The organism is Myxosarcina sp. GI1(2024), assembly GCF_053543375.1.
This window is the reverse complement of record NZ_JBKGTY010000020.1, coordinates 12,518-30,727: the sequence shown is the minus strand read 5'-3', so window position 1 is coordinate 30,727 and position 18,210 is coordinate 12,518. Positions and strand designations below refer to the sequence as shown.

Genomic DNA, 18,210 nt, shown 5'->3' with positions numbered 1-18,210 from the left:
AAAATGCTGTAATTAAAAAAATCGATCTATGTCAAGCTAACAGTTTGGCATAACAAGTAGGGCTAAAACTAGCGAAGCTGTTATAGAGTGCAATCTAGCTCGAAACTCTTACAGAGTATAGGTTTCAAACTCAGGATTTTTAAAATATAGCGATCGCCAGAGATAATCATTTTTTGCAGCCTTTGGTTAGAAGCTGCAATATTATCTTAATGGAGGCTGAATAGAAAAAGGGGCTAAAGCTGGACAATAGTAATTGGCAATTTCTTTTGCAATCGCATCAGGACGAATAATTTTATCAAGATTGCAAAATAAAATAACGGTGAGGCGATCGTCGATAAAGCGGGTTATATTGCTAGCAAATCCCACAATCGATCCGTTATGAGCGACAACACGTTTATTTTGGTAATCGGGGTCAAGCCGAGATACGTGCGAAATCGTGCCACATCTCCCTGAAACCATTGACACACAGGGCTTTCAATTTTTGACTTTTCACGACTCTTGCTTGTCTGCTAAGTGCTATTAGCAGAAGTGAATTAACGAAAAACTGGGGTTCTACGTCTGCTAATGCTCTTGATAAGTGCCATTTTTCATGTCTGCTAAGGTTAGTGGCATGATTTTACATGAACCTCGGCTCAACCCCGTAATCGGGCATGAACCATCCTAAACCCGCCCTTTCTACTAAATCTTTTAGAATTTCGCTCCAACAATGAGATACACCAACCCGTCATTGAAGCCTTAGAGCTACTGAAAAAGTACATTGGTAGTCGGGAAAGATATTACGATGAAACGGAAAATGTCCCAACCGACGGTATCATCGAAGCTAGTTTATCAGAACTGATTTTAGAAACCAAAGATGATGGCAGCGTTAAAATCAACCGTATCAACTACGAACTAGCAGTGCTTCAGGCTCTACGAGATGGATTGAGGTGTAAAGAAATTTGGGTAGTCGGAGCAAATCGCTATCGTAACCCTGAAGAAGACTTGCCCACTGACTTTGAGCAGCAAAAAGAAGCCTATTATCAAGCACTCCAACAGCCAGAAGATGTCGAAGCATTCATCAGCAATCTTCAGCAACAAATGACAGATGGCTTGGCAAAACTAAATCGAGGGATGCCCAAAAACGATCCAGTTAAGATTCTTATCAAAAATAACGGCTGGATTAAATTATCTCCTTTTGCTGCTTTACCCGAACCCTTAAATCTAAAACGTCTCAAGAAAGAAATCGAGCAAAGGTGGTCAATGACTAGCTTGCTAGATATGCTCAAGGAAACCGATTTAGGAATCAACTTTACCAAACATTTCAGAAGCGTATCTAGTAGAGAAAATCTTAACCCCAAAGTATTACAGAAACGTCTGCTAATTGACCTCTATGGCTTGGGGACGAATACAGGCATCAAACGTTTAAGCTTGGGTGATTTAGGCGAAAAATATCAAGATTTGCTCTATGTCAGACGCAAATTTATTCATAAATCACAGTTAAGAAATGCCATTGCTGAGATTGTGAACGCTACCTTTGCAGCTAAACTGCCACAGATATGGGGAGAAGGCACGACTACCTGTGCCAGTGACTCGAAAAAGTTTGGTGCTTCGGATCAGAATCTAATGACTGAATGGCACATCCGCTATGGTGGTCGAGGAGTTATGATTTATTGGCACGTCGATAAGAATTCGGCTTGTATTTATTCTCAATTAAAAACTTGTTCGAGTAGTGAGGTGGCAGCAATGATTGAAGGTTTACTGCGTCACTGCACCAATATGAAGGTGGAGAAGAATTATGTTGATAGTCACGGACAGTCTGAAGTCGCTTTTGCCTTCACGCATCTGTTGGGCTTTAATCTGATGCCCCGACTCAAAGCGATTCACAAACAAAAACTATATCTTCCCCACACTGGTCAAAGTAATGCTTATCCTAATTTAAAACCAATTCTGACTCGCTCAATTAATTGGGATTTGATTCGCCAACAGTACGACCAAATGATTAAATATGCGACGGCTTTGAGACTAGGTACAGCAGAAACAGAAGCTATACTCAAACGGTTTACCCGTTCAAATTTGAGTCATCCAACCTATCGTGCTTTGGCTGAACTAGGAAAAGTCATCAAAACCATTTTCCTTTGTAAATATCTGCATTCAGAAGCACTGCGTCGGGAAGTCAATGAGTCGTTGAATGTTGTGGAGAGTTGGAATAATGCCAATGGATTTATCTTTTTTGGCAAAGGTAAGGAAATAGCGACTAATCGCATGGAAGACCAAGAGGTAGCCGTTTTATCTTTGCACCTATTACAGTCATGTTTGGTATATGTGAACACCCTAATGATTCAGGATGTGCTGTCCGAACCAGAGTGGATGAAGATAATGAAACCCGATGATTTGAGAGCATTGACACCACTAATTTGGAGTCATGTAAATCCGTATGGAACTTTCCGTTTGAATCTTGATGAAAGGCTACCAATTCAAATTGCTGCTTAATTTCAATGATGAAGTGTATATGGGGCAAGGGTTTTAGGCTAGATTGCCCCTGGTGACAGCTTCGCTAGTTTCACCCCAAATTGAGGGAAGAGGGGAAGTCAGCAACAGAGTTGGGAAAAACATTTAATGTAGACCGTTCCACTATTTATCGCTTGAGTAAATGATACTTTGCAACAATCCACGCTGGCATGGAGGGCATCTTTGTAACGGAAGCGAAGGGATGGGCTTTAAGTAATGATTACCCGATAAGTGAATAGCGGAGAAATATAGCTCAGATGTTGTAAATAAAATTCCTCTCACACTATCGCTATTTCATCGTGATTAATTCTCTGGCGATCGACTGTTTGTCTGTAGGAGCAAAATTTTCGTAGTGTTGCAGATACCAATCAACGAATTTTTTGGCTCCAATATCTATTGAGGTTGAGGGTTTGAAGTCAAAATCTGCCATCAATTCGTCAACCTCAGCATAGGTTGCCACAACATCTCCTGGTTGCATGGGTAATAAATTTTTCTTAGCAGATTTACCCAACGCGGTTTCAATAGCACCAATAAATTCTCCTAATTCTACGGGACTATTATTGCCAAGATTGTAGACTTTGTAGGGCGGTTGTCCCAATGTTTGAGGAGGTCTGGGAATTATTCTCACAATGGCTTCGACAACATCATCAATATAGGTAAAATCTCGCTTCATTTTGCCATAATTATAAACATCTATTGGTTTGCCTTGAGCGATCGCTTTGGTAAATTTAAAGTAAGCCATATCGGGTCTTCCCCAAGCACCATATACGGTAAAGAAGCGCAAGCCAGTCATGGGAAGATCGTATAGATGACTGTAAGAATAAGCCATTAATTCATTAGCTTTTTTGGTTGCTGCATACAAAGAAACAGGAGAGTCTGTGCGATCGCCAACGGCGAAGGGAACTTTGGTATTAGCACCGTAAACCGAGCTTGAAGAAGCAAATAATAAATGTTTAATTTTGCTGTGACGACAACCTTCTAAAATATTGGTAAAACCAACTAAATTGCTGTCTACATAAGCATGAGGATTTTTTAGAGAATAGCGTACCCCTGCTTGAGCAGCGAGATTGATTACGCAGTCAAAATCATGAGTAGCAAATAGTTGAGCTACTTTGTTGCGATCGCTAATATCCAGGCATTCAAAGGTAAAGTTATCTTGGGGTAACAGTTGAGCTAAACGAGCTTGTTTTAAACTAACATCATAGTAATCGTTGAGATTATCAACGCCATATATTTGGTATCCGAGAGCTAACAGTTTATTGCTTAAATGGTAGCCGATAAATCCTGCTGCACCAGTAATTAAAATATTCATAATCTGCTATTTTCAATCTAAGTTAAATAGGCGATGCTTTGGCTTGTAACTAATTCATAGTGTGATTGAGGTCAATGAAGATGCTGTGAAACTTACATGAGAGATTTTTCATTCACCCCACCCGATCTTTAAAAGCTAAATTCCGTTCTGATTGTTCCTACCCAGATAGCGTTGCCATCATCAGTATCGGGATTAAAAACAGCAAAAGCTCCAGGGGTAATTTCAATGAAATCATTAACCTCAATACGATACAAAGCCTCGACGTGTAAGGGAGTTGTATCGGTAACTAAATCTTCGTCATCGTGACTGCTAATCAAGGGAGGTACGCCAATAATAATTCCGCCGACATTTTTCTCCCCACCCAAATCGGGAAAAGCAAAAGTCAACGCACCATTGAGGATAGTCGCACCGTCGTTGCCATCTTGCTGTTGTTGGGCAGAAGTATAGCCAAACCAACCACCGATCTCTAAACCAGAAGTGACCTCCCAGTTAGCCTGCACACCAAAGTTATCAGAAGTAGTGGCATTGTTCCCAAAGGGTTCATTAGCTTCTTCTACTCCAGTCGAACCCATTAGGTTAACATCATCACTACGTTCGTAGGTACGAGTATAGGTAGCAGCTAGGGCTAATTCCTCTTTTGGTTCGATGACCAGTTGTGCGATCGCACTATTTGAACTTCCAGATATACCCCTACCAGCTTGGGGATTAGCAACATCTTCATTATTAATAAAATAGCCCGCAAATCCTAATATTTTGCCGCTAAACTCTTGTTTAATGCCAATTCCCGCTCCCCCTGGGGCGCGTAAAGTCGCTGGATCTCTTCTGCCAAAGCGAGAAATCGCCCCACTACTGCTACTAGAAAAAGGATTTAGCACTTCCCCCACATCGTTGAGACTAACACCTGCCGTGCCGAATAAAATTTCTGTATTCTCTCCTGCGGGAAAGGTATAGGAAAGTTCCGATAGTTCGGTTGCTCCATCCGTATCCCCATCAACGCTCAAACGACTGAGAGAAGTATCAGTGACATCATCCAAGCGAGGGGAATTACGATTTTCTAAACGCACTCGCAGCAAGTCCCTACCTGAAAAGCTAGTATTAAAATTCAATCTGGTGCGATAACCAAAGGTAGTTTCACTATTGTCATCTCCGCCAAAGCTATCAGTTAAAAAAAATAAGACCTGACCTTCAAATTTAGTTGTCGTAGAGAATTGTTGGGATTCTATTTGAGTAACTTTAGTTTCTAGTTGTTCTACTGTAGTGGTTAATCGTGCTAATTCTGGAGCAAAATCTCGCTGTAATCTTTGCAATACGATTAAATCTTGTTGCGATGTCAGATCTTCAATCTGTTGTAGACAAATATTCAAACCAACCGCGAATTCAAAACGAGTTATAGGTCTAGTATTATTGCCTTGTTGCCATTGATGGGTGCAATCATAGCGTTGAGCTAAAGATTGTAAGGCTTGATATTCCCAGTCTGTAGTTTGAATATTTTTTAGTTTCGATACTGAAGGAATAGATTCGATGCTGTTGCCTAAAGCTATAGGAGAAATAAATAGAGATGAAATGAGAATAATGCCAATTTTAAATAATCTAGATATAGGCATATAAACTTATGATTGACATTCGCTTTAGAAGTGCAGATTAGGTTGTGGATAGGAAGTAAAAATAACAAGAGAAAGTTATTCTTATGATGCTATAAATAATGGATGATCGATCTAGCTCTAGCTAAATTTTTAATGGTTTTATTTGCTTAATAAGATTCCTTGGCTAGTAAGTGGTAATATGCCCTGGAGAATTGGATGATTTGTATTTTGAGGATAGTGAATGACAGTTAAACTATCTTGGACATGAGAAACATCAATCTGAAAAGTATTGTTTAAGATACGAGAAATTAGTTTGTCTGAAGCAATAATTAAACCAGTAGATAAATGAGATTGCTCTAGAGGGATTGGCGATTTTTGCCTGTTAATAATTGTTTGCTGCCAGTTGAAAAAATGATTTTCTGCCAAGGGCAAATGGGGTATTTGATGTTTTGTGGCTATTGTCTGAGCGAATGATTCTGGAATCGAATGCTCGGTTAGTAGTAAATCGATCTTGTCACTGCCTAAGCTGTCAAACAGCAAGCGATCGCTTTTAGCGTTAGTTTCAGATAACAACAACCACCGCCAGCCTGTTTTCCCTGCTTTGAGCTTGGGTAAGGTTTCGCCTAAATGGTGAGTAGCGTTTAAATATTTTAGTTCCCCGTTATTAATAGAAGTAAGTTCCAAACAGCTAATCCCACAATTAGATTGCTGTAAATTGTGATAGCTTTCTGGCTTTAAACCAACTGCCGTACTAATTAAAGCGCGATTTGTACCACCATGAGCCACGATTAAAATAGTTTGTCTCTGATGTTTGCTTAAAACTTGTTGCCAGAATAATTTTGCATTCTCAAACAGTTCTAAAACGGGATAAGTATTATTGATACTGAAAAGATGAGGTGTATTTTGCCAACAGCGATAGGCTTCGACGAACTTTTCTTTAACCTCTTGATAGTAAAGTCCTTGCCAATGAGACATACAAATTTCCGTTAACAGGCGATCGCTATACATGGGTGGTACATTGTCCTTTCCCAAAGCAGTAATAATCTCTTGAGTAGTTTGCCGTACTCTTTTTAAAGGACTGGTATAGATAGCGTCAAAACTATATTCTTTAAGAGCTAATCCCGTAGCATAGGCATCTTGATGTCCTTTAGCGGTTAAAACCGATCGATCGCTACTGCCTTGATATCTACCCTGTTCGTTATAGGTGGTGCGAGCATGGCGGACGAGGATTACTCTGGTGGGGGTAGAAGGTCTGAGATAAGAATTAGGGGAGTAGAGGGTAGTAGGTATTTTCTGAGCCATAAATATGGGAGAAGATAGTTGTTTTTTTAGGTGAGGCTAACGGTTTGCTGTAGGCGATAGAGAGTAGCGTAGTGTTTGCCTTGCTGCATCAACTGTTGGTGAGTGCCTGATTCGAGAATTTTTCCCCCTTCGAGGTAATAAATGCGATCGCTGTTTTGGGCAGTTTTGAGATCGTGGGTAATTAAAAAGGTAGTAGAAGATTGAGTCAGACGATCTAAAGCTTCGGTAACGATTCTTTCGCTACGGTTATCCAAACCTATAGTGGGTTCGTCGAGAATTACTATGGGTGCATTACGAATGGCAGCACGAGCGATCGCTATTCGCTGTCTTTGCCCTCCTGAGAGCGTTCCTCCTCTTTCTCCCACTACAGTATCGTAACCATTGGGGAGCTTCATGATAAATTCGTGGGCATTAGCTAAACGAGCAGCCATAATAATTTCTTTCTCGGTAGCATCAACGCAACCATAGGCGATATTGTCTCTGATGCTGGCAGCGAAGAGAATGCTTTCTTGTAAGACGATACTAATTTGACTGCGTAATGATTCTAGGGTGTAGTCTTTAATGTCGTTGCCATCAATTAAGATTTGACCCTGTTGGGGGTCATAAAGACGCAGTAGCAAACTAACTAGAGTAGATTTTCCGCCACCAGAAGCCCCAACTAGAGCGATTTTTTGTTCTGGTAATGCCCTCAGAGAAATATTTTGTAAGGTGGCTTCTGCCTTTTCATAGGCAAAACCAACATCGCGAAACTCCACTACACCGCGAAAAGGACGAGCGGGATAAGCCCAGGGAGTATTTTTAACTTCAGGGGCAATTTCTAAAAGACTGACAATTCTCTCCCCAGAAGCGATCGCTTTGGCAATTTGTCCCGTATATTTTGCCAACTGGCGCATCGGTTTAAACGCTACCTTGAGATAAGTAATAAAGACCAATAAATCGCCAGGAGTGACTGTTCTCAGCATAACTAGCTGCACTCCTCGCCAAAGCACAATGGAGGTAGCGACCGCCACTAGGATTTCGACAGTTCTTTCTTGTCCTGCTTTTAATTTCTGAGTTTGTGCGCTTTCTGTAAGACTTTTGTTGTTTTGCCTGGCAAAAGTTTTTTCTAACCGTGACTGAAGAGACAAAGCCTGTACTACTTTAATTGCCCCGATTGCTTCGGCTGCGTTAGCTGCCATTGCCCCTTCCCGTTTGCGCTGTTTTTTAGCTACCTTGTGTATCTTTTTACTCATAATTGTCGTCGTAATGACAAACAGAGGAAAAATAGCGATCGCAATTAATGCCAGTTGGATATTTAACCACATCATGACGCACAACATTCCTGTCATTGTCAGAATATTGGTCAATAAAGGTAATGCAGCTATTACTGTGACTTCTCTAAGTCGTTCTACATCATAGGTCACGCGGGTAATTAAGTCCCCAGTTTTAGCCTGAGAATGAAAAGAAAGAGACAAACTTTGCAAATGGGAATAAATATTAGCCCTAACCTCGCTCATTATTCTAGTTGCAGCCACCGCCATCCCTGCCGTACTGACATAAGCCATCGTTCCCTTGAGTACGGTGATCGCTACCAAGCCAAAAGCTAACACTGTCAGTAAACCAAAACTGTTGAGGCTATCTAAAAAAGGAACTTTAAGACTTTCTACCTCAAATCCCTTGTAAATTATCTCGTCAAAAATAAACTTAAGGGGCAAAGGTTCGAGTAACCGCAACCCAGTTTCGGCGACCAAAGCCAAGAAGGAAATAGCAATTAAACGGCTTTGAGGACGAATTTGTGGCAAGAAATGCTTGATTATTCTACTTATACCTGATATGCCTTGTTTTAAATTTTGAGGACGCTTTTTTTTCATCGCTATCTATCAGTTATCAACCGATCTTGACGATACAGATTGATTTGCTCGCTACTTCCCTGAGCGCGATCGCTAATTGCCCGATTTAGCTTTCTCTCAGCCGAAATCAACATTTTCTCCAGCCAGGTAGCATAACCGCCAAAGGAAAGCTGACGTACTAGAGGACGTAAGAAAGCCTGATGTCGGCGTTGTCCCAAACGACGGTAACGTTTTTTGAAATATTTATCCTTTTTAGCCAGATCCCATTTCTGCATAAAGTGTTCGAGGCTGGCAACTTCCCAAGCATCGCTCCAGCGCAGCATAAAGTAAGTTAAATCCGACCATTCAAACCCAGAGTCAGGGACGTAAGTAGTTACGGAATTTGGTTCGCAGAAGATTTTGCCTCCCGCATTGGTAACGGTCATGGAAAAGTCGATGTGTTCTCTGGTGCTGAGAAGTTTTTCATCTAACAAGCCGATTGTTTCAAAGATATCTTTGCGTACTAAAACACAGTGAAACTCGGCAAATTCACATTCTCGACGGTGTAGTTGGTCTTTTACATCAGCAATGGAACGATTGACGAAGTAATGTTTTTCATGAACTTTACGTCTGGTTTTGCCGTTTTTCAGTTCCAGAACTATACTTGCTTCTCCCCCCGCTAAATGAATCTTGGAATGCAGATTTTTACCAATGCATACTAGAGGACAAACTACCGCAGCCGATTCTGATTCAGCACAGTTGACTAATTTCTCCAGCCAGCCAGGACTAACGTGAATATCATTATCAACAAACACTACATATTCAGTCTCTTTGTCGATATGCTGTAAACCAATATTTCTCGCTTGATTGGGGGCAAGATAATGCTCGGTTCTGACTAACTTAAACTGTTTTTCGTCTGCTTTCTGAGCTAAATAGTTTTTAGTATGTTCTGGCGAATTACCATCAACATAAACCAGATCGAAAAGATATTTAGTACATTGATAAATGCTTTCTAGAGATTCGCAAGTATAACTAAAGCGTTCTCTTGGTACGACGATTAAGGTTACTTTTGCTTTATTCATGGCTAATAGTTGATTGTTGATTGTTAATTGCTTCCTACCCAGCTAATACCCGCACCTTGGATTTGCTGTCTACAGCTAAAACGCGATCGTAAATTTTACTCCAATTAGCTTGTTCCACCGCAGGATTAAGGTCTTGTAATACTTTCTGTTTTGCTAGTTTGCCAAAGGTTTGTCTGAGGAGAGGACGTTCGATTAATTTGGCGATCGCAATTGCTAATTTTTCACTCTCAAAGGGATTAACCAATAACCCATTAACCCCATCTTCAATAATTTCAGCGATCGCATCTACATTAGTGCCAACTACTGCGCGTTCGGCTAACATTGCTTCCAATAAGGCGTTGGGACAGCCATCATTAAGAGAAGGAATGGCAAAGATATCCATATGGGGTAAGTATGCCAATGCCTCTTCGCGACTGACTTTTCCCGTAATTACAATCTTGTCTGACAAACCACTTTTGGCTAATTCTTGTTGCCAGTATTCGGCTTCTTTAGGGACAAACTCTCCCACAAACAGTAAGGTAAATTCGGTTTTTAATTCTCGACAGGCATCTAAAAGATATTCAATCCCTTTCTTATCGCGAAAATTACCCACCGAACCAATTACTGTTCCCTGCAATTTGTCAGCTAGAGGAGGAGTAGGTAAAGAAGAAAAATTTACAGGAGCGATCGAGTTTAGAAATGCTGAAGACTTATTAATAATATTAGGAACAAATAATCTAGCGCGATGTAGCAGATCGCGACTGACAAAAGTAGTCCAGTCCGAGTTTTCTAATGTCCAAGCAATTTGCTTTTGTTGCTGGCAATCGAAGATATGCTTGTGCAAATCCGCACCCCGCACGCTATTAACTACGCGGATATTGTTTTCTTTTGCCAACATGGTAGTGAGAAAACCAGTTTCGTTGATGAAAAAGGCGTGAACCAAATTGAATTGATATTGCTTGTGGAGAGTAGTTAATTGTCCGTAAGTATCCATCAAGTAATCTTGATCGCGGGCAACCGTAGAACGCACCGCAGGATACAATCGATGTACGGTAATGCCATCTTGAGTGGTAGTTTCACAACGGGAACGACTAAATTTTCCTGCTTTAGCTAGTTTTCTTTGTTTGCGAAATACAGAACGAAAGACTGCTACATGAACTTTATAGCCTAATTCTTGTAATAACAAAGCAATGCGTTTTGCTGATACCCCAACACCTCCCACATCGGGAGGAAATTCTTGGGCGGTAATACAGATCGTAGGATTGCTGTTCATTAATATTTAGTTGATTATGAATTGCTGTTATCTTTAGTTTGTTTGGGTTCAATGAATTACCAATGAAGCTTTGATGAGAAGAATTTCATTGAAGTTGTAAGATAAATATCGATTAGAAATTAATAAGCTGTCGGCTATTTTGCTTCGATTCGAGAGCTAATTGGTTTAAATACTTAGCCGTGTTAGCTACTCCGTCGAGGTTGAGAGCGAGTTTGCTATGAGTTTGTTCTAAGTAATTAATAATTTGCCCCGCAAACTTTTCTGGTTGTAAATCTTCAGGCTGAATCATTTTTACCCGTCCTAAACTATCTAACTTTTGCAAACGGGTTTCTTGTTCTTTGTCGTTGTTACCCTGAAATGCCATCATCATTGCTTTCACCCCAGTACTCAAAATATTCATCGTAGTGTTGTAGCCACCCATGCCAATGGATAAGTCGGCTTGCTGCATATAATCTAATAAATTGGTTGTGTAGCGATCGCAAGTTATATTATCTAAATCTTTGGTTAAATCTTGAAGTTTAGACAACACTTCATTAGGACTAAATGCACCTGTAAATACTTGTATATGATGGGGAATTTTATCTTTTAGAATTAATGCAGTACGAGCAACGCATTCTAATAAATCGTGTCCGAATCTTCCGCCACCAACGCTGACTAAGATTGTGGGTTTATCTAATATTATCTGTCGAGATTCTGGTATTGGTTGCACTACATAACCCGTGTAGTGAACGGGACAGTTAAAATCGTTAATGCGAGAAAAACTGAGGTCGAGCTTGACAAAGTTAGGATCGCCGTGAATCAATAGCAGATCGAAATACTTATTTATTAAACGGCAAACTTTCTCTTCATGACGCTGTTGGTTTTGTTTGGTAACGACTATATCGCGGACGCTAGAGACAATTTTTGTTCCCATTGCTTTAGCTTTTTCTACCACAGGAATTAATTCAAAAGAAAAACGCCGACGACCAAAAGGAAATAGTTCGATAATTAAGATGTCTGGCTGAAAGCGATCGCAAGTTTCTAACAGCATATTAGTTCTGATGGTTTCTACTTTCTCCATAGTTAAACTGTCATCTACGGGACGTAGTTCGTTAAATTCGCTATCAGTTTTGACCGCAGGAATATTGATTACTTCTATCTCTGAGGGAAATTCAAATTCTGGAATGACCTGTCCGCCATTGATAAAGCAGATCTCAAAGTTAGGGATTAATCCTTTAACTATTTCGACGCTGCGAATTAAGTGACCCATGCCAAGGATGTGTTGGCAGTAGAACATTACTTTCATTTTAGGTAGGGGCTAGTTGGTACGAGGTTGAGGAAGTAGAGGGAGTGGAAATGATTAAGCTGGTTGTAAGCTTAGAGTTCGTTCGATGCTACAAGGGCTAAATAGAAGTCCAGTCAAATAGTTAGCAACCTGGGGTAAACCTGAGAAATCTAAGTTATTGACTTTACCAGTAGAAAATTGGGTTACAGCTAGATTGTTAAAGATAATTTTTACTAATAAATCTGGATTGAGTTCTTCGGGATGGATAGTCTCGATTAATCCTGCGTTTGCCATGCTTTGAGAGCGAATTAGCTGTTCTCTGCCTGGTTTGATGCGGGGGACGACGATCGCCTTTTTTCCTTTTTGTAAGACTTCGGTAATAGTGTTATACCCACACATGGAAACTACCAGGTTGGCAGTATTGATATAGCTCATCATGTCATTGGTAAATTCTTTAACTATCACCCCTGGTAATTCTTGAGCTTGTCGATCTATTTGCTGTTGGTGCTGTGATGGCATTTCCGCACCGCAGAAGATTAGGGTACGAATGTTTTGTTCGATAAAGTTACCTCTTTGCCGTGCCAAACCTTGAAGATAATTACTAATTAAGTAATAGCCATCTTCTCCACCTCCAGGGGTAACTAGAACGAGCTTTTCATCTTTAGCAATACCTAATTCCTGTCGAATGGTACGACGGTTTTTCAGACCCAAATCTTTGCGAATATAGCCACAGTAGCGGAGTTTGTCGGCAATTATTTCACCAAACTGATATTCTCGTACCAGATCGAAAATTTGCTGCATTCCCACGACTAAAAGGCGATCGTAAAGAGATTCTACCTGGCGATAATAGCCTTCTCGCTGCCATTCGGCAATGGTTTTTTCAGGAGTATCTAAGATGTCCCGTAGCAACAAAACAAGCTTGGTTGTGGGTGAATTAGTTTTCAAATACTCAATAGTAGATTGCAATTCCCCCTTAATCCCCGTTGGTTTCTTATCAACCAAAACTAAATCTGGTTGATAATTTTTGGCTGCTGCTAAGATAATTTCAGATCGTAACTTTAAAATGGACTCGATATCTGCATTAAGATATTTCACTGCCATCTGTCCCCATCCCCGATTAAGACAAGGTAATTTAATGTAATCTAGTCCTTGAGGTAGGCGAAAATCATGCAGTATTGGCGAACCAGAAACTAGCAGAATTGATAGATTGGGAATAGATTTTAGTAAATATTTACAGATTGCCAGCATACGGCGAATATTACCCAAACCGTAAGCATCATGGGAATAAACCATGATTTTTCGGTATGCGCCTGGGGTAATTGAATGATGTATTTGAGCCATGATAATTGCTCGATGAGTATTGGAGGCAACATAAAGGTACAAAAATGCAGATTTAGCTTTTTATGTCAGTCATTTCTATAACTAGATGTCTATTGTCAGTCTCGTGGTTGTCAATGAACTAGGTGTGAAACTTTGATGAGAAGAATCTCACACTCAAAATATTGAGTAATTTATTTTGTATATTGACAAGTAACATTAAACCGTAAGTGATATTTTGACGAAAAAAATCGAATCTGACAAAGCAAATGGTTTGCCAACGGAGACACATAACACTTATGAAGTACAGAGTCGCAAGCTATCTGATGAAGAATCTTAGACTTTTTAGACGTAAAATACCGTCATTTTGGCAAAATCTCAGTGTTAAAGTTAAGCAGTTAAACAACTTACAAATTTACCAAGAAACTCGCACCCGTATTCTATTGTGGTATTTGGTTTTGATAGGTTTGTTTATTGCGATCGCCATTCCCGCCATTCGTTATCGTTTGATTGCTGAAGTTACGGCGCGGGTAGAAGCAGATATGCGGGAAGAATTGGAAGAGTTTGAGGAAGAACTAATTGAAAGTTTATTAGAATCTAACCTGAGATCGAACTCAGAACTAACGGCAATCGAGCAAGCCAATCGGGATGTATATTTAGCTTTTGATGAATTTATTGCTACTAATCAAGCCGAAGATGATAATTATTTTATCGCTATAGTTGACGGTTCTTTTTACAAAACCAATGCTCCGTATTTGCCTAAAGCGATCGCGCCTGGGTCGGATTTGATGGAGTATTGGCAAGAGATTACCGTAGAACAAGAAGGCGAAGTCAAGGTTGACGATCCCAAAATTGGTAGCATTCTGTATAAAGCCGAACCAATCAAGACTACCGAAGAAGTTATTGGTGTTTTTGTCGTAGCTCACCTCACTGCAGGAGAAATACAGGAAGTTTTGAGCTCTTTTAATACCGTCGTACAGGTTTTGTTGTTGGTAATTTTGCTGGCTTCAGTAGTGGCTTGGGTAGCAGCAGGAAGAATACTCACTCCCCTCAAGAACTTCTCTAACACCCTCAAATCGATTTCCGAATCCGATCTCAGCCAACGCATCCTGGTACAAGGTAAAGGAGAATTAGCGCAGTTGGGACGAACTTTTAATGCCATGATGGATCGGATTGAAGACTCTTTTGCCACCCAACGTAACTTTATCAACGATGCGGGACACGAACTAAGAACGCCAATCACCATCATTCGCGGACATTTAGAACTAATGGACGTAGATACTCCAGAGCAAAGAGAAACTGTCGATCTAACTATCGACGAATTAGATCGGATGAATCGTCTGGTAGAAGATTTAGTCTTACTAGCTAAATCAGAACGTCCCGATTTTCTCCAAATTGAAACTATCGAGCTAACTACTTTTGTTACGGAATTGTTTGGCAAAATGCAGACTTTGGGAGAACGCAACTGGCATCTGGATAATCAAATCATGTCAGGTAAAATGACGGGCGATCGCCAAAGAATAACTCAGGCAATTATCAATCTTGCTAACAATGCCGTACAGCATACCGTTGTTGATAGTTTGATTGTGTTTGGAGCGAAATTAGAAAAGAATCGCGTTGAATTTTGGCTGCAAGATACGGGTAACGGTATCGCTGCCAGCGAACAAGAACGGATCTTCGATCGCTTTGCCAGAGTAAAAAACAGCCGTCGTCGTTCTGAAGGCTCTGGTTTAGGTTTATCCATAGTTAAAGCGGTAGTGGAAGCCCATCAAGGAGAAATCAATCTACAAAGCAAACTCGGCATCGGCTCTACTTTTACCCTAATTTTTCCTCTAGAATTTAACGAAAAACAAAAACCATAAATAATCCCCCTCTACTCCCCCTACCCCTCACCTCTCATGAAACAAATACTAATCGTCGAAGACGAAACCAGAATCGCTGCCTTTATTGCTAAAGGATTGAAAGCCAAAGGATACAACCCCACTATTGCCGAAGATGCTAATACTGCTTTGAATTTACCTTTTGGTTGTGAATTCAATTTAGCACTGCTCGATCTGGGTTTACCTGGACAAGATGGATTGGAGGTTTTAGAGGCGTGGCGAGGGCAGGGAATCGATTTTCCCGTAATTATTCTTACCGCTAGAGATGACGTAATGGATAAAGTAGCAGGGCTGAAGGGCGGTGCGGACGATTATGTAACCAAACCCTTTAGCTTCGCCGAACTATTGGCGCGGATTGAAGTAAGATTGAAAAACGCCAACGGTAGCGGGCAGAAACAAGACAAGATGCAGATTCAACGAGGTAAGATGGCCCTCGATTTGCGTACCTGTAAGGTTTTAGTCGGCGATCGCCAAATCGAACTACCCGCTCGCGAATTTACGATGGCAGAGGTGTTCTTTCGCCATCCAGGACAGGTAATGACCAGACAGCAGCTATTAGATTTGGTTTGGGGTTACGATTACGATCCTGGTTCAAATATTGTCGATGTTTATGTGGGTTATCTACGCAAAAAACTAGGTAGCGAAGTAATTGAAACCGTTCGCAGTATGGGATATCGGCTTAAAACTTAAGAAAAACGGCAAATTCTGTTTTTTTGTTCAGCAAAACGCGTCCGTATAATTAGACTTTGTACTGGTTAATTCAGTACAAAATATGCCGATCTCTCAAATCGAGATCCCTTCGCTCATTTTTAATTTTTGATTTTTCAGTTTCTGTTCATTATTGTGGTTTAGTCAATCAAAGTCTAAAATACTATCTTGTAGATGAGATTATTAAACTTAACCGAAGATAATGCTCCTTGGCTATGCTCGTGTTAGTACAAATGACCAAAATTTAGATTTGCAACTTGACGCTCTGCGTTCGCATGGATGCAAAAGATTTTTTTCTGATGTTGTTAGTGGTGCAAAAGCGAGTCGTCCTGGTTTGGACGAAATGTTAAAAAATGCTCGCGAAGACGATGTGATTGTAATTTGGAAATTAGATCGCTTAGGGCGATCGCTCAAGCATCTGGTCGAATTGGTAGCTGAGTTGAACGAGCGTAAAATTGGGTTGAAGAGTTTGAACGACCCCATAGATACTACTACCGCCCAAGGCAGGTTGGTGTTTAATATCTTCGCATCCCTGGCAGAATTCGAGCGGGAGATAATTAGAGAGCGGACTAATGCGGGATTAGCTGCTGCTAGAGCCAGGGGTAGAAAAGGAGGCAGAAAACCTGGGCTATCGGAGGAAGCCCAAAGGAAAGCGAGAATTGCCGAATCATATTATAAAGAGGGAATGGCAGTTAACCAAATTGCCAAGGATTTGAATATCTCCAAAGCTACTCTCTATAAGTATTTGCGATATCGTAAGGTGGAGATTAGTCAATATCAAAAACAAACCTCTTAGATTTCTAGCTTAATTGTGCAACAATCGGCTACGCCGATTCCAGAATCGAAGATTCTGGGATGCCTGGAGGCATCGGCTGCACAATTAGAACAAAATTCTCAAAGCTACGATTTTCAACCAACCAAGGGCTAACCAGTACGTGAGTAATACACCAGTTCCCGATAATTACGACAACTTTCTACGCTCCCTCAAAGAGCACATTCGCACCGCTCAGGTTCGGGCAGCTTTGGCTGTCAATAAAGAGTTGGTGCTGCTCTACTGGCAGATTGGAAAAGAGATTCTCGAACGCCAGTCACAAGAGGGATGGGGAGCTAAAGTTATTAGTAGGCTGGCAAAAGACCTCAAAGCTGAATTTCCTGAGATGAAGGGGTTTTCTAGCCGTAATATCAATTATATGCGAGCATTTGCCGATACTTACCCCGACGAGCAAATAGTGCAACAGCTTGTTGCACAAATTCCTTGGGGTCATAATGTCCGCATCTTGGACTCGGTTAAGAATCAAGATGAGCGGATCTGGTATATCCAACAAACCATTGAGAATGGCTGGAGTCGGGCAGTTCTAGAACATCAAATTGAGACTAATCTGTACCAGCGACAGGGCAAGGCAATTACCAACTTCGACCAAGCTTTACCTCAACCTCAGTCAGAGTTAGCCCAACAAATTCTCAAGTCTCCGTACAACTTTGATTTCTTGAGCTTGGGCAAAGAGGCACAGGAAAGAGACTTGGAACGCGCCTTAATTGCCCATATGCGAGATTTTCTTCTAGAGTTGGGGGTGGGTTTTTCCTTTGTCGGTAGTCAGTATGCTCTGGAGGTAGCCGAGCAAGAATTTAGAATCGACCTGCTTTTCTATCATCTCAAGCTCAGATGTTTTATCGTTATTGACCTGAAGATGGGCAAGTTTGAACCCGCTTATTCAGGACAAATTAACTTTTACGTCAATGCAGTAGATGACTTGTTGAGACATCCCGATGACCAGCCGACAATTGGTCTGGTGCTTTGTAAATCAAAAGAAAATACTATTGTTGAATACTCTCTGCGCGGTATTAGTACCCCAATAGGAGTTTCTACTCACAGTATCGAACAGCTTCCAAAGCAGTTACAGGAGAGTTTGCCAACGGTAGAACGGTTACAGCAGGAATTAAATGAAGCAGCAGCAGAGATTGAAGCCAAGTCATCCAATCCAGAAGAATAGGAGGTAGCACAGAGTTTTTGTGACTGTGTTACTCTTATTCATCTTCAAAACCCTGAGATGTAAACTTTAGTGTTCTACAATTCTCGCTCACCGTGCGAATTACGTTATCTGGTATTCCCTCTGTTACCTGTAACGGACTGAAATTATAATCACTTCGACCCGAAATTATCGGTGTTTTCAGCCCACATTAAATGAAACTATAATTTCGCTTCGACCCAGATTAT

14 protein-coding genes and 1 pseudogene are annotated in these 18,210 nt (G+C 40.8%); 6 read left to right on the top strand and 9 right to left on the bottom strand.

Annotated elements, in window-relative coordinates; translation table 11 throughout:
- Window positions 1–201: 201 nt before the first annotated feature.
- A complete protein-coding gene (locus ACLFKQ_RS30315; RefSeq protein WP_449003321.1) occupies window positions 202–465 on the bottom strand; it encodes a hypothetical protein in 264 nt (87 codons plus the stop codon).
- A 204-nt stretch (window positions 466–669) separates the two neighbouring features.
- On the opposite strand from ACLFKQ_RS30315, the pseudogene ACLFKQ_RS30310 reads away from it, so the two are divergent.
- Both ACLFKQ_RS30310 and ACLFKQ_RS30305 read left to right on the top strand, forming a co-directional pair.
- Window positions 670–2,469, top strand: a pseudogene (locus tag ACLFKQ_RS30310) (Tn3 family transposase); the annotation flags it as partial.
- 80 nt (window positions 2,470–2,549) lie between these two features.
- Window positions 2,550–2,633 carry a hypothetical protein gene (locus ACLFKQ_RS30305; RefSeq protein ID WP_449003335.1) on the top strand — a complete coding sequence of 28 codons (84 nt, stop codon included), beginning with the start codon at window positions 2,550–2,552 and terminating at the stop codon, window positions 2,631–2,633.
- Window positions 2,634–2,776: 143 nt separating this feature from the next.
- On the opposite strand, the gene ACLFKQ_RS30300 is transcribed toward ACLFKQ_RS30305, so the two are convergent.
- The 8 genes from ACLFKQ_RS30300 to ACLFKQ_RS30265 all read right to left on the bottom strand — a co-directional run bounded on the left by ACLFKQ_RS30300 (window position 2,777) and on the right by ACLFKQ_RS30265 (window position 13,431).
- Window positions 2,777–3,799: an NAD-dependent epimerase gene (locus ACLFKQ_RS30300; protein WP_449003320.1), complete on the bottom strand. Its 1,023-nt coding sequence runs from the start codon at window positions 3,797–3,799 to the stop codon at window positions 2,777–2,779.
- Between the two features lie 128 nt (window positions 3,800–3,927).
- Window positions 3,928–5,403, bottom strand: coding sequence for an iron uptake porin (locus ACLFKQ_RS30295; RefSeq protein ID WP_449003319.1), 1,476 nt, complete (start codon window positions 5,401–5,403; stop codon window positions 3,928–3,930).
- 138 nt (window positions 5,404–5,541) lie between these two features.
- A complete protein-coding gene (locus ACLFKQ_RS30290) occupies window positions 5,542–6,684 on the bottom strand; it encodes a histidine phosphatase family protein (protein WP_449003318.1) in 1,143 nt (380 codons plus the stop codon).
- Between the two features lie 26 nt (window positions 6,685–6,710).
- On the bottom strand, window positions 6,711–8,534 hold the full coding sequence (locus tag ACLFKQ_RS30285; protein ID WP_449003317.1) for an ABC transporter ATP-binding protein: 1,824 nt from the start codon (window positions 8,532–8,534) through the stop codon (window positions 6,711–6,713).
- Window positions 8,535–8,536: 2 nt separating this feature from the next.
- Window positions 8,537–9,574, bottom strand: coding sequence for a glycosyltransferase family 2 protein (locus ACLFKQ_RS30280; RefSeq protein ID WP_449003316.1), 1,038 nt, complete (start codon window positions 9,572–9,574; stop codon window positions 8,537–8,539).
- 34 nt (window positions 9,575–9,608) lie between these two features.
- Window positions 9,609–10,826: a glycosyltransferase gene (locus ACLFKQ_RS30275; protein WP_449003315.1), complete on the bottom strand. Its 1,218-nt coding sequence runs from the start codon at window positions 10,824–10,826 to the stop codon at window positions 9,609–9,611.
- A gap of 112 nt (window positions 10,827–10,938) precedes the next feature.
- Window positions 10,939–12,102 carry a glycosyltransferase family protein gene (locus ACLFKQ_RS30270; RefSeq protein WP_449003334.1) on the bottom strand — a complete coding sequence of 388 codons (1,164 nt, stop codon included), beginning with the start codon at window positions 12,100–12,102 and terminating at the stop codon, window positions 10,939–10,941.
- 63 nt (window positions 12,103–12,165) lie between these two features.
- Window positions 12,166–13,431: a glycosyltransferase family protein gene (locus ACLFKQ_RS30265; protein ID WP_449003314.1), complete on the bottom strand. Its 1,266-nt coding sequence runs from the start codon at window positions 13,429–13,431 to the stop codon at window positions 12,166–12,168.
- 302 nt (window positions 13,432–13,733) lie between these two features.
- On the opposite strand from ACLFKQ_RS30265, the gene ACLFKQ_RS30260 reads away from it, so the two are divergent.
- The 4 genes from ACLFKQ_RS30260 to ACLFKQ_RS30245 all read left to right on the top strand — a co-directional run bounded on the left by ACLFKQ_RS30260 (window position 13,734) and on the right by ACLFKQ_RS30245 (window position 17,986).
- The gene (locus ACLFKQ_RS30260; protein ID WP_449003313.1) at window positions 13,734–15,269 is read left to right on the top strand and encodes an ATP-binding protein; all 1,536 of its coding nucleotides are present in this window, start codon (window positions 13,734–13,736) and stop codon (window positions 15,267–15,269) included.
- 36 nt (window positions 15,270–15,305) lie between these two features.
- The gene (locus tag ACLFKQ_RS30255) at window positions 15,306–15,977 is read left to right on the top strand and encodes a response regulator transcription factor (RefSeq protein ID WP_449003312.1); all 672 of its coding nucleotides are present in this window, start codon (window positions 15,306–15,308) and stop codon (window positions 15,975–15,977) included.
- A 220-nt stretch (window positions 15,978–16,197) separates the two neighbouring features.
- A complete protein-coding gene (locus ACLFKQ_RS30250) occupies window positions 16,198–16,791 on the top strand; it encodes a recombinase family protein (RefSeq protein WP_449003311.1) in 594 nt (197 codons plus the stop codon).
- 139 nt (window positions 16,792–16,930) lie between these two features.
- The gene (locus ACLFKQ_RS30245; protein ID WP_449003310.1) at window positions 16,931–17,986 is read left to right on the top strand and encodes a PDDEXK nuclease domain-containing protein; all 1,056 of its coding nucleotides are present in this window, start codon (window positions 16,931–16,933) and stop codon (window positions 17,984–17,986) included.
- Window positions 17,987–18,210: the final 224 nt, after the last annotated feature.

Excerpts from the sequence above, each read along its gene's own strand:
- ACLFKQ_RS30285 (WP_449003317.1), bottom strand. The coding sequence starts at position 8,534 with ATGAAAAAAAAGCGTCCTCAAAATTTAAAACAAGGCATATCAGGTATA.
- ACLFKQ_RS30275 (WP_449003315.1), bottom strand. The coding sequence starts at position 10,826 with ATGAACAGCAATCCTACGATCTGTATTACCGCCCAAGAATTTCCTCCC.
- ACLFKQ_RS30290 (WP_449003318.1), bottom strand. The coding sequence starts at position 6,684 with ATGGCTCAGAAAATACCTACTACCCTCTACTCCCCTAATTCTTATCTC.
- ACLFKQ_RS30270 (WP_449003334.1), bottom strand. The coding sequence starts at position 12,102 with ATGTTCTACTGCCAACACATCCTTGGCATGGGTCACTTAATTCGCAGC.
- ACLFKQ_RS30260 (WP_449003313.1), top strand. The coding sequence starts at position 13,734 with ATGAAGAATCTTAGACTTTTTAGACGTAAAATACCGTCATTTTGGCAA.
- ACLFKQ_RS30250 (WP_449003311.1), top strand. The coding sequence starts at position 16,198 with ATGCTCCTTGGCTATGCTCGTGTTAGTACAAATGACCAAAATTTAGAT.
- ACLFKQ_RS30265 (WP_449003314.1), bottom strand. The coding sequence starts at position 13,431 with ATGGCTCAAATACATCATTCAATTACCCCAGGCGCATACCGAAAAATC.
- ACLFKQ_RS30300 (WP_449003320.1), bottom strand. The coding sequence starts at position 3,799 with ATGAATATTTTAATTACTGGTGCAGCAGGATTTATCGGCTACCATTTA.
- ACLFKQ_RS30295 (WP_449003319.1), bottom strand. The coding sequence starts at position 5,403 with ATGCCTATATCTAGATTATTTAAAATTGGCATTATTCTCATTTCATCT.
- ACLFKQ_RS30255 (WP_449003312.1), top strand. The coding sequence starts at position 15,306 with ATGAAACAAATACTAATCGTCGAAGACGAAACCAGAATCGCTGCCTTT.
- ACLFKQ_RS30280 (WP_449003316.1), bottom strand. The coding sequence starts at position 9,574 with ATGAATAAAGCAAAAGTAACCTTAATCGTCGTACCAAGAGAACGCTTT.